The sequence below is a fragment of the Nostoc sp. genome, assembly GCF_036917435.1.
Classification (GTDB): Bacteria; Cyanobacteriota; Cyanobacteriia; order Cyanobacteriales; family Nostocaceae; genus Nostoc.
On record NZ_JBALDM010000029.1, the window covers coordinates 20,108 to 34,069 of the forward strand.

At 42.4% G+C, this 13,962-nt stretch carries 10 protein-coding genes; 6 read left to right on the forward strand and 4 right to left on the reverse strand.

Annotation, left to right across the window (positions count from 1 at the left end; genetic code table 11):
* Positions 1–223 precede the first annotated feature (223 nt).
* The 3 genes from kdpA to kdpC all read left to right on the forward strand — a co-directional run bounded on the left by kdpA (position 224) and on the right by kdpC (position 5,231).
* Positions 224–1,909: a potassium-transporting ATPase subunit KdpA gene (gene kdpA / locus V7K98_RS11790; protein WP_335021900.1), complete on the forward strand. Its 1,686-nt coding sequence runs from the start codon at positions 224–226 to the stop codon at positions 1,907–1,909.
* Positions 1,910–2,170: 261 nt separating this feature from the next.
* Entirely contained in the window at positions 2,171–4,276 is a 2,106-nt protein-coding gene (gene kdpB / locus V7K98_RS11795) for a potassium-transporting ATPase subunit KdpB (RefSeq protein WP_335021999.1), read from the forward strand.
* Between the two features lie 352 nt (positions 4,277–4,628).
* Positions 4,629–5,231 carry a K(+)-transporting ATPase subunit C gene (gene kdpC, locus V7K98_RS11800; protein WP_335021902.1) on the forward strand — a complete coding sequence of 201 codons (603 nt, stop codon included), beginning with the start codon at positions 4,629–4,631 and terminating at the stop codon, positions 5,229–5,231.
* On the opposite strand, the gene V7K98_RS11805 is transcribed toward kdpC, so the two are convergent.
* The gene (locus V7K98_RS11805) at positions 5,209–5,367 is read right to left on the reverse strand and encodes a hypothetical protein (protein WP_335021904.1); all 159 of its coding nucleotides are present in this window, start codon (positions 5,365–5,367) and stop codon (positions 5,209–5,211) included. The genes kdpC and V7K98_RS11805 overlap by 23 nt on opposite strands.
* Before the next feature lie 151 nt (positions 5,368–5,518).
* Between V7K98_RS11805 and V7K98_RS11810 the strand changes: the two genes are divergently transcribed.
* Positions 5,519–6,673, forward strand: a complete 1,155-nt coding sequence (locus V7K98_RS11810; RefSeq protein ID WP_335021906.1) for a universal stress protein — start codon at positions 5,519–5,521, stop codon at positions 6,671–6,673.
* A 4-nt stretch (positions 6,674–6,677) separates the two neighbouring features.
* On the opposite strand, the gene V7K98_RS11815 is transcribed toward V7K98_RS11810, so the two are convergent.
* The 3 genes from V7K98_RS11815 to V7K98_RS11825 form a co-directional block, all read right to left on the reverse strand.
* Positions 6,678–8,177, reverse strand: coding sequence for a carotenoid oxygenase family protein (locus tag V7K98_RS11815; protein ID WP_335021908.1), 1,500 nt, complete (start codon positions 8,175–8,177; stop codon positions 6,678–6,680).
* Between the two features lie 117 nt (positions 8,178–8,294).
* Positions 8,295–9,710 (reverse strand): folate/biopterin family MFS transporter, encoded by a 1,416-nt coding sequence (locus V7K98_RS11820; RefSeq protein WP_335021910.1) that lies wholly within the window; start codon positions 9,708–9,710, stop codon positions 8,295–8,297.
* Between the two features lie 596 nt (positions 9,711–10,306).
* Positions 10,307–11,110 carry an Npun_F0296 family exosortase-dependent surface protein gene (locus V7K98_RS11825; protein WP_335021912.1) on the reverse strand — a complete coding sequence of 268 codons (804 nt, stop codon included), beginning with the start codon at positions 11,108–11,110 and terminating at the stop codon, positions 10,307–10,309.
* Between the two features lie 699 nt (positions 11,111–11,809).
* Here V7K98_RS11825 and V7K98_RS11830 point away from each other — a divergent pair.
* The gene (locus V7K98_RS11830) at positions 11,810–13,063 is read left to right on the forward strand and encodes an anhydro-N-acetylmuramic acid kinase (protein WP_335021914.1); all 1,254 of its coding nucleotides are present in this window, start codon (positions 11,810–11,812) and stop codon (positions 13,061–13,063) included.
* Between the two features lie 130 nt (positions 13,064–13,193).
* Positions 13,194–13,640, forward strand: a complete 447-nt coding sequence (locus tag V7K98_RS11835) for a hypothetical protein (RefSeq protein WP_335021916.1) — start codon at positions 13,194–13,196, stop codon at positions 13,638–13,640.
* Positions 13,641–13,962 lie beyond the last annotated feature (322 nt).

The window sequence follows — 13,962 nt, forward strand, 5'->3', positions numbered from 1 at the left end:
GCTTCGTGCATTAAGTAAGTAGGTCAAATTAAATATACCTCACCCTGCCTCCGGCTTCCCTCTCCGATACTTTGGAGAGGGATTGAGGGTGAGGTTTGATCTTATCAATCAAAGCTGACTACTATATATTACTAAATCCCTCCAAATCAAACACCTCAACAGTTAATCTGTTATTTCTAATAATTGGCTTCCTAGCATTTAAATTTTATCGAGCGCGAAATATATGGGACAAGGTTTTTTGCAAATTGGCTTAACGCTGTGTATTGTCATAGCAATCACTCCGTTACTGGGTAGATATATAGCTCGTGTTTTCTTGGGGGAAAGAACACTGCTTGATTTTTTAATGAACCCCATCGAGCGAAGTATGTTTGTCCTAGCGGGTGTTCGCAGAAAAGATGATATGACGGGTTCGCAGTATATCCGGGCTGTACTTTGCAGCAACTTAGTCATGGGAATTTCAGTGTATTTGCTGATATACTTTCAGAGACTCTTACCCTGGAATCCTAACGGCTTTGGTGCGCCCAGTTGGGATGTATTACTGCACACAACTATTTCCTTTGTAACTAACACCGACCAGCAGCACTATGTTGGTGAGACAACCTTAAGCTATTTTAGCCAGGTAGCGGCTTTAGGCTTTTTGATGTTCACCTCCGCAGCCACCGGTTTATCTGTGGGAATTGCCTTTATTCGCGGGTTGACGGGTAGAAGACTGGGAAACTTTTATGTCGATCTAGTCCGTGGAATTACGCGCATATTACTACCGATTTCAATTATCGGAGCGATCGCTTTGCTTATAACAGGTGTTCCACAAACATTAGCGAAGACGATGGATATAAGAACCTTAGAAGGTGGGACGCAATATCTTGCCAGAGGGCCAGTAGCATCCTTTGAAATGATCAAACTTTTGGGTGAAAACGGCGGTGGCTTTTTTGGCGTAAACTCAGCCCATCCTTTTGAAAATCCTAATGGCGCTTCTAACTTGATAGAAATGATTGCCATGATTTCTATACCAGCAGCCCTGATTTACACTTACGGTATATTTGCCAACAACATTAAACAAGCTTGGCTACTTTTTTGGATGGTGTTTGTGATTTTTGTGGTTATGGTGGGAGTGACAGCCGTGGGAGAACTGCAAGGTAATCCCCTGGTTAATAATGCCTTTGGATTAGAACAGCCCAATTTGGAGGGTAAAGAAGTTCGATTTGGCTGGGCACAAACGGCATTTTGGGCAGTTATGACTACTGCTACTATGTCTGGTGCTGTGAATGGGATGCACGATTCTTTGATGCCCCCAGGAATATTTTCGACTCTTTTCAACTTGTTTATCCGAGTTATCTGGGGTGGACAAGGCACTGGAACAGCCTACTTATTCATCTACTTAATTCTTACAGTGTTCCTAACTGGACTAATGGCGGGACGTACCCCAGAGTTTTTAGGACGCAAAATCGAAAAGCGAGAAATCGTCCTCGCCAGCGTGGTGTTATTGATTCACCCAATTCTAGTTTTGATTCCCAGTGCGATCGCTTTGGCTTATCCCATTTCCCTCTCTGGAATTAGCAACTTTGGCTATCACGGTATTTCTCAAGTAGTTTATGAATACGCCTCAGCTGCTGCAAATAATGGTTCCGGCTTAGAAGGGTTGAAGGATAACACCCTGTGGTGGAACTTGAGTACTTTAGTTAGCTCAATAGGAGGACGCTACATTCCAATAATTGCTATCCTGCTGTTAGCTGACGGCATGGCTCGCAAACAACAAGTACAAGAAACCCCTGGCACTCTAAGAACTGATTCTCTAGTATTTACAGGTATCACTGCTGGAGTGACATTGGTTTTGGGAGTGTTGACTTTCTTTCCCGTTCTAGCTTTAGGCCCCATAGCTGAGGGTTTGAAACTAGCATCTGGCAATTAGAAAATCTATGAGTGATAAGTCTGAAATTAAGAGAATACCAAAAAATAAATAACTTATCCGGTTTTATAGGGAAACCAGTGCTGTAGAACCCGCAAGAAGGTTCGCAACACTCAATCTCAGAAACGCTACGCGATCGCTCTCCATTCTAAAAAATGGCTTGTATTAGCGATCGCGTAACGTGCCCTACAGGTTGGATATTATTTTTATTGGAAACTGCTAACAGACACAATTAATCGCGTCTCTCCTCCCATTATTTAATTCATAAATCAAGTGGCAACTAACTTCAAAGCTAGACGGCCAAATCCTCGTTCTGGCGATCGCCGCCAAGGACGTAAGAAGGCGAGGAAAATTACTAAATGGCTGTACTTAAGGGCAATTAGAGATGCTTTTGTCAAACTCAACCCTAAGTATGCAATCAAAAATCCAGTAATATTTGTGGTTTGGCTGGGGACAATCATCATCCTATTGCTAACAATCGATCCCAACTTATTTGGCCCAGCCTTGCAAAAAAAACCGCAACTTTTCAACGCCTTGCTGTCGGGAATTTTATTCTTTACAGTTTGGTTTGCCAATTTTGCCGAAGCAGTGGCAGAAGGGCGGGGTAAAGCTCAAGCTGATGCCTTGCGATTAACAAAATCAGAGGCGATCGCTAAAAAACTCGCTCCCGATGGCACACTTAACGAAGTTTCATCCATTAGCCTGAGACAGGGCGATACCATCTATGTCATTGCTGGCGATATCATCCCCGCCGATGGCGAGGTAATTATGGGTGTCGCCTCAGTAGATGAATCGGCAATTACTGGGGAATCCGCACCAGTATTAAAAGAATCAGGCTCCGACGTTTCCAGTTCCGTCATTGGTGGGACGCGGATTATCTCAGATGAACTAATTATCCGCATTAATACTGACCCAGGCAAAGGCTTTATTGACCGGATGATTGCCTTAGTAGAAGGGGCAGAACGTAGCAAAACACCCAATGAAATAGCCCTGACAGTATTGCTGGCAGTTCTCAGCTTAATATTTTTGTTAGTTGTAGTAACCTTGCCCGCCCTTGCTTACTATGTCAACAGTCCAGTCAGCGTGCCAGTTTTAATTGCCCTATTAATAGCATTAATTCCTACAACCATTGGCGGCTTACTCAGTACCATTGGCATTGCTGGCATGGATCGAGTTGCCCAATTTAACGTCATTGCCACTTCAGGACGAGCAATCGAAGCCTGTGGTGATGTCAACACTTTAGTTCTTGATAAGACAGGTACAATTACCCTCGGCAACCGTTTGGCGGAAGACTTTATCCCTATTAATGGTCATTCAATGTCAGAAATTGCTAACGTTGCGTGGGCGGCTAGTGTCTTTGACAATACACCAGAAGGTAAATCTATTGTGCGACTGGCAGAAAAGTTAGGCGCAAGGTTTGATTTCGACTCCAACCAGGCGGAAGGTATTGATTTTTCAGCCAAAACCCGGATGAGTGGAACTAACTTACCTGGTGGATATGAAGCCAGGAAGGGAGCCGTAGAAGCCATTAAAGAATTTGTCCGTTACCGCAACGGACGCGATACGCCAGAATTAGATGCTGCCTACGAACGAGTTTCTCGCCTCGGAGGTACACCTTTAGCAGTTAGCCTAGATAACGAAATCTATGGGATTATTTATCTCAAAGATATAGTTAAACCTGGTATCCGCGATCGCTTTGAGCAACTGCGACGGATGGGAGTGCATACCATCATGCTAACTGGAGACAACGAAATTACAGCTTCTGTCATTGCTAAAGAAGCTGGAGTAGATGACTTCATTGCCGAAGCCACAGCAGAAGACAAAATCAGCGTCATTAAAAAGGAACAAGCAGCAGGTAAACTAGTTGCCATGACGGGAGATGGAACTAACGATGCTCCCGCATTAGCCCAAGCTAACGTCGGCGTTGCCATGAATACAGGGACACAAGCTGCAAAAGAAGCCGCCAACATGGTCGATTTAGACTCCGATCCCACAAAGCTAATCGATATCATTAGTATTGGTAAACAACTGTTGATTACTCGCGGGGCTTTGATGACATTTTCCATCGCAAATGATATTGCTAAATACTTTGCAATTATCCCAGTCATATTTGTCGCTGCTAATTTGCAAAGTCTAAATATTATGAATTTGACTAGCCCTAATTCTGCTGTACTATCAGCACTGATTTATAATGCTTTGATTATTCCCGCTTTGATTCCCTTGGCATTGAAGGGTGTCCGGTTTAGGCCACTAACACCTAATCAGCTAATCCAACGCAATATCTTAATTTATGGCTTAGGTGGGGTAATCGCGCCATTTATCGCCATTAAGTTGATAGACTTACTGATTACACTTGTGGGTTTGGCTTAAGGAAAGCAAAAGTACAGACGCTGCCAAACAAGTGCATCTTCACCAAACTAAAATCATAAACATTTTTACTTTTACCTGTTGAGAGAAGGAAGCAAAAGAATATGAATAAACAGATCGATGTTTGGGAGAAGTTTCTGCCGATAGATATGATACAAGCGATGTCTTTGTTTAGTCGCAATGGCGTAAACATCACTTAACACTCGCTATTTTTATCCTCCTGTGCTTGAATGTGGTAATTGCCCCAGCTATTTATACTGTTAGCAACAGCATCTTTAAATTTCGTTCTGATTTGGTAAAAGAATTAAACTTAAAACTTAAAACTTAATTTTTAGTAGTAATTGGAAAACTTTTTATGGCTATTATTCGAGAAACTATCAGAGCAATTTTTATAACTTTAATGCTTTGGTTGTTGACTGCAATCATCTATCCTCTAATCATCCTGGTAGTGGGTCAAGTTTTTTTGCCCTATCAAGCCAACGGCAGCATTATGCTGAATCTAAATAATGAACCAATTGGTTCGGCTTTGATTGGTCAATTATTCACATCTGAACGATATTTCCATCCTCGTCCCAGTACGGTTAGATATAGTCAAGGGAAAAAAGCCAAGCCAACCGGCATATCTGGAGCTAGTAATCTTGCTGCTAGTAATCCAGAGCTACTTAAGCGGATTCTAGAAGAGGCAAATCAATTGCGAGACGAAAATCTCCAACCGATCGCTGATATAATTTATACGTCTGCTTCTGGTTTAGATCCGCATATTTCCTTCAAAGCAGCACGGCAGCAATTGACACGGGTTGCTGGTGCGCGGAAAGTAAAAGAAGATGAGGTAGTACGTTTAATTAATAAGTATACTGATGGCAGATTTTTATGGATTTTTGGTGAGCCGGGAGTCAATGTTCTCCGATTGAATTATGCTCTTGACTTGCAAGATTTCAATCGTCAGCAAAATCAATAAATTGGGGAATGGGGAATTGGGAATTGGGCATTGGGAGGAGAACAAGGGACTTGCAAATAAAAAAATATTCCAAAACTGAGGCAAAAATCCTCTTAATCTCTCCTCTCTCTGTGTTCTCTGCGCGGCAGTCGCTCATGGGGGAAACCCCCAAGACTGCGCTGCCTTGCCTCTGTGGTTCGTTTTTTGGGATAATTTATTTCTTAGAAATCCCTAATAACTCCTAACTCTTAACTCCTAACTCAGCACTCACCACTCACCACTCGATTGCGATAGATACCAAGAATGAAATGTCAGATAATAATACTGGTTCGACTGGCACTGCACCTTTAAATTCTGGAATTTACTCACTTTATCCCCCGCGACGGCGCGGTAAGCATAAAATATTTATTGGTATGGCTCCTGGAGTAGGCAAAACTTACCGGATGCTAGAAGAAGGACACGCACTTAAACACGAAGGAATTCATGTCGTCGTTGGGCTTTTGGAAACCCACGGGCGCAAGGACACAACAGAGAAGGCAGAGGGACTGGAAATTTTACCGCGTAAGCAATATCCTGGCGGTGAGTTGACGCTAACGGATATGGATACAGATGCTATTTTAAAGCGATCGCCCCAATTAGCCTTAATTGATGAACTTGCCCATACCAACGTCCCTGGTTCCCCACGCGAAAAACGCTACGAAGATGTAGAAGTAGTTTTGGCAGCAGGTATTGATGTCTACTCCACAATGAATGTGCAACATTTGGAAAGCCTCAATGACTTAGTAGCCAGAATTACTGGGGTGATAGTCCGTGAGCGAGTTCCTGACAGGATTCTGGATGATGCAGATGAAATAGTAGTAGTGGATGTCACACCAGAAACTCTGCAAGAACGGTTATTAGAAGGCAAGATTTATGCATCCGAAAAAATCCAACAATCCCTAGATAACTTTTTCCAACGCCGTAACCTGATTGCTTTACGGGAATTGGCTTTACGCGAAGTTGCAGATAATGTCGAAGGAAATGCGATCGCTACTACCCCCAATGGGCAATCGTGTAATATTCATGAACGGGTTTTGGTATGTGTATCCACTTATCCCAACTCAGTTCAGCTGTTACGCCGGGGTGCGAGGATAGCTAACTATATGAATGCCCCACTTTATACCTTGTTCATTGCCAATCCAGAACGCTTCCTCACCAAAGAGGAAAGCCTACACATCCACACTTGTGAAAAACTCTGCAACGAATTTGAAGGTACTTTTCTTCGTATTACCAACAGTAACGTAGCGAATGCGATCGCTGAAGTTGCCGAAAAATATCGGATCACTCAAATTGTAATTGGAGAGAGTCAGCGATCGCGCTGGCAAATGTTCCTCAAAGGATCTTTGACGCAAAAATTGGTGCGCTTGCTCAAAAATATCGATTTGCATATCATTGCCAGCGAAAAAATGGTTTCACCCAAATAGAGAATCAAATTTTCACAAAAACCTCAGAAGTAAAGCTCCCATGTAGACCATAGGGGATATGATGCTTGAGATGTAGCCGTGCTATTGTCCCTTTAGAGAAATCGCTAGCATCCAAAATTACCAAATCTGAGCGGTGATGGGCAGCATCATAAACCAAAGCTAATACCCAACCATCATCTTCCTTTTCGGAACCTGGACGCGGGACAAAAATCGGTTCACCGACAAAACCACGGGGTGCAGCACTCCAAAGTTGTCTTTCTCCAGACTCTAAATCAATTTTCAACAAAGCTTGTAGGGGAGCATTACCACTCTCTCCATGAGCCGCACCTATATATAGATATCGATAAGGGTGTCCCACATTCGCCGGATGGATGCTAGGAAATTCACAACAGCGACTATCAATCAATTCCCGTTTGACTGTCCCATCTTTTAAATTCAGATAAAATCGCCAAAGTTGCCCAGGTGAAGATGCCTCAAAATCAACTTGTCGAAAATCGCTTTTAGGTTCCACTTCTGGTAAATCTTGGTAGCAAATGGAGTCAATCAGAACTTCCCCTCCTACTTCAAAAGCATTAACGTGGTGGAAGACAAAACCCGACTGATTTTCCAGAGTTTTTACCTCTTCTTGCCCCTCTTTGGGGAAGCGGGGAATAATTAGAATTTTAGTTGGCTGATTTTGCTGAAATTTGATACATTCTCCCGCCGCACGTATTCCCAAGGCGAAAGGTATAGGGTTAAATGTGACAGGATTTTGAAAGAAGATGCAGTAATTGGGAGTAATCACAAAATCGTGAATAAAACAGAAACCTGGAATCTTATGAGCTTGCTGTCTGACAATTTCACCCACTGGGTTTAGCTCAAAAATAGTAATGGTAGTAGATAATCCCGGCTTAATCGAGAAATTTACCAGGCAAGGTTTACCCCCATCTTGTTCACAATTGTTTTCCAAGCGGGGATGTGCAGCGAAAGCTTCACCTACTGACAAAGCACCGTTAAAATATTCGTTCCCCAAAGTTTCAAGAGTGTAGGGTTCGAGACTATATGCTTCAGAAGCTTCCCATAGTGCTAGCAATTTTCCACCCCAATAGATAACATTTGTATTAGCGATATTTTTGAGTTTGAAGTCAAAGATATTAGCTAGCCAGCCGCCGGGTTTTTGAGTACCAAAAGTACCACGATAGAGAATTTTCCCCGCCTTTTGCTCTGCCAAATACCCACTTGTGTGGACAAAGCGGTTGCGAAAATGGGCACGACCATTAGTAAAGGTAATTTTGCTAATCATCCCATCGCCATCAAACGGGTGATGAAGATATTGACCATTCACATCCTGCAAACCAGGGCCATTTCTAAACAGCGTACCTTGTAAATCTGTAGGAATTTGCCCTTCTATATCATCAATCCAATAATCAAATTCTTGGGTGAGAGATTGATATCCTCCTTGCCAATCTGCACGAGTATAAGATTTTTTTGTAACTGGGCTTTCTTCACTTTTAAAACTCTGCATATACCTTGTTTTTTATTGTTATCTTGCAATAAAATATGTAGCCGCTAAAAAGAATTTTTTTGCAACTTTGCTGCAACCGGGAAGGCAGCATACTGACTCGACTTTGAATTTATTGCACTAGTCCACTATTTTTGACTCTGGTTCTCTCACTATCAACTCAGAGATCAAATTTGGCAAAAACTCTTGTTCCCCATCCGTGGATGTCTCAGTTTGTTCTTCAGCAGCCGGTAGCCAGTTGATAAATGGCAAGGGTAACAGCGTACTGAGGTTAGTAATTAACACTAATAGCCAAAGTGACTCAAAGTTAGTTGCAGTAATTCCCAGCCAATAGGTGAGTAATGCCCCCAATGCTTGAGAGACTGTTCCTGCTGAATTAAGTACCGACATCAACAAGGCAAATAACGTTGCTTCTACACCAGAGGGACAAAGCCTTGCCGCTAGTACCATCACTGGCATAAAGGTAATTTTCCCCATCACAGTCAGAATAAGACTATCACCCAAACTAAACCACTGGTCATCTATACCCAATAGTCTGTTTGTGTGAGTCACTAACAACAGCGTCGTCATCCCTAAAAGCGACGAAAGGACGGTACTCCAAGCAAAAATTACGCGAAAAGGGATGCTTTTGAGGAAACGTTGAAAAATCCAAACACCTGCTAAAGAAGCGAAACTTGTCACCAAGTTTACCCGCCCCAAAAATTCTGGTTCAAAGTGTAATTCGTTGGTGGAAAAGTAGAAAAAGGCTGATTCAGCATTTGGGGTAGCTTGCCAAATGAAGACAAACGCCGTTGGTAGCCAAATTGTTTTTTGGGTAATGGCTTGGCGTAACTGCTTCAGTTGATGTTTGATTGGTAAAGGGTTGGTGTGATTACTATCTTCAGCATCTTTGCTAACGGGAGACTCAGCAATTAACCAAGCTACCCCTGAGACGATGAGAGGAAATAACGCAGTAATTCCAAAGACAGTACGGGTACTAAAGTATTGCAGCAGCAGACCACTAAAGTATGCTGTTATTAAACCTCCGATCGCAGAAGCACCCCAACATAGAGATTGTAGTGAACCAGCTTTTGCTTGCGATTCGCCTCTAGCACGTTCCACAACCAGCGAGTCAACTATCACATCACTCATGGCGACAGAGAGAGAACCAAGAGCGATCGCTAATGTAGCTGCCCAGCTAGTATTAACTATTGTGGCCAAACTTACCCAGGAAGCAGTTCCCAGTATCCCGGATAAAATCAAGTAAGGACGACGACGATAGCCAAATATGGGCAAGCCATCAGAGATAAAGCCAAACACCGGCTTAATCATCCAAGGTAGGAAAACAATTCCCAATAGCGTCGATACCTCGACTGGACTCAGCAGCAGTTCATCTTTGAGGAAAAAGCTCACGGCTAGACGCGATAGCCCTAAAATTCCTTGGACAAAGTAAACAGTGAGAATTGCAATTAACTCCGCATTGGGTTCATTGCCCAAAAAGATTTTTTGTGTTAATGAGTCTTTGACCTTGGACAAGCCAGATGATTGAAACACCATTCGATAAATATTTTTTAAGTTTTATCTACTTTTCTATCATATCGATTCTTAAAATCTGGGCTTTAGGCGCTATCCCAAGTTAAGTCTGTAGGCCAATGCCCACATCTCCAAGCTGAAGCCAATCCGGGCATTGTCTAAGTAACGTGGATTAAATAAAATGCAAAACTTCATCCTGTCTCACGATCCCTCTCCTTTATAAGGAGAGGGATTGAGGGTGAGGTAAGCCAGGGACATAAACTGTATGTTATTTAATTCTTGTTCCCAAGTGGTGTAAAGTGGCTGTTGATAAAATAAATCGCAAAACAATTAGGGCAAGCTTACTTAAGTAAACTAGCCCTAACTCGTATCAAATATTGACTTTTAGTTAGAATTTCTGAAATCCTGCCTACGGCAGGCTACGCGAGGTTGAGCCTGGAAGCAAGGCATAGAGAGAACCAGGCAAATTTTACTGAGCTAAAATTGGTATCTTTAATAGCACTGCTTTAAAACAATGCTATTAAAATGGCGATCGCTTGAGAGTGACATTTCCTTAATGATTATCAGAAGTGCGGCTTTTAATCTGAGCCAGAAATCGGCTTGTTTACAAGCCATTACACTTATGACAATTGCAAAACTGACTTCTTATTAACTCGACGAGTCATAACTGAAGCAGCACCCACAAAACCAATCACAAAAATTCCTAATACAGAAGAAGACTCAGGAACTGCTGCTGTAACAATGCTACCGGTGATACTCTTATAGCTAGTGGCAACTGTATGATTATCTGATTCAAAACCAGTTCCGCCAACATTGGTGAATTGAACTTGATCAAAAGTTCCGCCAACATCGTAGAAGTTGATGAACGCATAGGGTTCTCCAGTATTTTGAGTTGGCGAATTAGGATTACCGTAGTAGCTAGTTTTATTTGGTAGCTTTGCGATATAACTAACCACATCAGCAGTGGTCATAGTTTGTACAACCTGACCTTGTGAAAGAAATGTAAGTTTGTTATTAGCGTCTCCCGCAGACCACCAAAGTCCAAAGTAACTTTGTGCGGTTGTCAAATTTAAGGTAGAAACCGTTTGCTGACCACCCGATCTGTTCGTATCTACATCAAAATATTTGCCTGTTCCACCAGCACCACCATATTGGTCTTGATTCACGATTAGAGTGTTCGTATAATTACCAACATTTGTTGTTCCATCAGCCCATGCAAAGCCTGTTGTACTGTAACCTGTTGTTAGTGCTGAAGCATCAAAATTTTGTACACGAGCATTAACAAGATTTGAGTAATTTGCAGTTTGTACGGTTGGATTTTCTATTGATACTGCAAAAGACGCAGCCATTGCAGGACGGGTAATAGTAGCTAAGGACAAAACAACACCAGAAGCGATCGCGGACTTAATTAAAAGATTTTTCATTTTGGAACCCTTTTTGTTTTTTAATCTTTCGTGTTCATAGCCTCATTGTGCGATGTGCTTCTAGATTCCAACATCAGAGGGATTACTACTTTTATGATTTGATTCTACCTAGATAAAAATGTAAGTTATTGGACTTTATTTAGAGGAGAATCACTGATGTTATCTTCTGTGATGTCTATCGCTTTATGTAGAAAGCGCGAAGTTATCAGTGCTAAATTGTAAACAAGCTTTATTTAGAAAAAGTGCCATTTTTGATTTGCAGGCAGTTTATATTTTTAGGGTTCTACGTCAAGAAGACATGAGGCTTTGTGCTATACCAATCCCTTGAAAACCTGTGCTTACCCCTTGGCTGAATAGGTTTTAAAACTCACGACCAAGATTATCTTGGTTATTCTTTAAGATAATTACATAACCTGCATTTTGCTGTGCGATCAACTTCACAATCTTTTTATGACAAACGATTGCATCAATTTTCCCAATACATGTAGATAGTTCTAATACACTTCATAACTCTGAAATTGCTGTCATTTCAAACGTAATTATTCTTTCTACGTTCTTTGACAGGTAGCTCTCAGCTGCCTCTCACCCCTTCCCTGACAATTCGTCTTTCTCCAGTCAACTATGCCACCTTAGTTTTTTTGACATCGGTAGTAGCATGAATTAAACTACCTCTTGCAATTAACAAAAGAATCTTGAGCAATGTATCCGACTGAAGAAACTGCTGTCCCTACTCGCGTTATCGGTTTAATTAGTGGCACATCCGTAGATGGCATAGACGCTGCATTGGTAGAGATTTCCGGTAAAGAATTGGATCTCAAAGTTGAGTTGCTAGCTGGGGAAACGTATCCTTATCCGGCAGAACTCAGAGAAAGAATATTGGCAGTTGGTGCAGGTGTTGCCATCTCAATGGCAGAATTAGCAGAAATAGATGATGCGATCGCCCAAGTCTTCGCCCAAGCCGCCCAAAATATCCAAATTGGTCATCAGCCAGCCACTCTCATTGGTTCCCACGGTCAGACGGTTTATCATCGACCACCTGGGGGAAGAGGGGAGCAGGGAGAGCAGGGGAAGAGAGAAATCTTAATTTCTGACTTCTCACGGGCTAAACGTCCCGCTACCGCTAACAACACGCTCTTGGGTTATAGTCTTCAATTAGGGCGGGGCGAATTGATTGCCCATCTTACGGGCATTACAACTGTGAGCAACTTTCGTGTTGCTGATATCGCTATTGGTGGTCATGGTGCGCCTCTCGTCCCCAGAGTAGATGCTTATTTGCTCAGTCATCTTGAAGAAGGGCGTTGTATTCAAAATATTGGTGGCATCGGTAACGTAGCTTATATTCCGCCTCAGCATGGCGACTGGCTTTCAAAAATTCGCGCTTGGGATACTGGCCCAGGAAATAGTCTGTTGGATCTTGCAGTTGAGCATTTAAGCGCTGGTGCTAAAACTTATGATGAAAATGGCAATTGGGCTGCAAGTGGTACTCCCTGCTATCCTTTGGTAGAACAATGGCTCAACCAAGACTATTTTCATCTACCCCCGCCCAAATCTACTGGTCGAGAGTTATTTGGTGTGACTTACCTGCATCAGTGTTTGAAAGATGCCCAAGCATATCAACTCAATGCTGCTGACATACTGGCAACTCTCACGGAACTGACAGCTGCTTCAATTGTTCATAGTTACCGCACTTTTTTACCGGAAATGCCACAACGGGTACTATTATGTGGCGGTGGTAGTCGCAATCTCTATTTGAAACGTCGATTAGAGTTGTTGTTGCCATCAATCCCAGTATTGACTACAGATGAAGTTGGGTTGAGTGCAGATTTTAAAGAAGCGATCGCTTTTGCAATTTTAGCCTATTGGCGGCATTTGGGTATTCCCGGTAACTTACCTACTGCTACTGGCGCACCTCAAGAAGTGCTTTTGGGAGAAATTCATCAAAGTTACTCCTGAGTCTTGAGACAAAAACGATCAGAAATTTCTTCATTCTTCACTCAGCACGGGCTAAACGCCACCTACCCATGTACACCACTGCTATAACTGTAGTCTTAGTAGCACTGAAGCGAGACAGGGAATATATAAGGTGGCTCATACTTTTTTATTGGAACCAGGACGCTGGGCAATGCAAGGAAATTGGCTGGAACGTAATGGTATGCCAATCAGCGTTAAGGGGATGACCTTGGTAGCTTGGAATCGAGATAACTGGTTCACTATGGCAACTAAGCTGATATTTCCTGGTAGCGATCGCTCAGAAATCTCTTTACAATACAAGGGACGACTGCATGAGGGAGAGCGTCAGTATACTTTTTTGTTACAACATAATATTTTGGGGCAAGTTGAAGGTGAAGGCTGGATTGGTCTAGACACTATTGTGCAGCGTTACTGGGTAATAGGCGATCGCCAGCGTCGTAGTGGCTTTGAAACCCTACACCGAATTTCAGAAGATAAATATTATCTCAGTAGTGGTATCTTGGCTGGTCATTTTTTAACTAACACAATGGAAGTTAGCCTAGAGCGTCAGTCAACCTAAAAGCAGTATTGCCTCATTGCCTTCAGGAGTGCTGAGTGCCCAGTTGTGAGTGCTCAGTAGCCAAGAGAGATAAATCTAGGGGATTGATCTTGGACGTATTAAATATACGCTACGCATCGCACTTCGTGCCGCTACGCTAACGAAATAAATATTTATTTTTTTTCCATGACTTTTAAGCAGTTGCTCTCAGACCTTTTGTGCTGTACATGGATAGCGGGGCGTTTAGCCCGTGCAATTATTACTTTTTTACTCAGCACTGTTTCGATGAGTCTAGATTGGAAGTCTTTCGTTTAAATAACTTTCTTTTAACGCACTAGTTTCT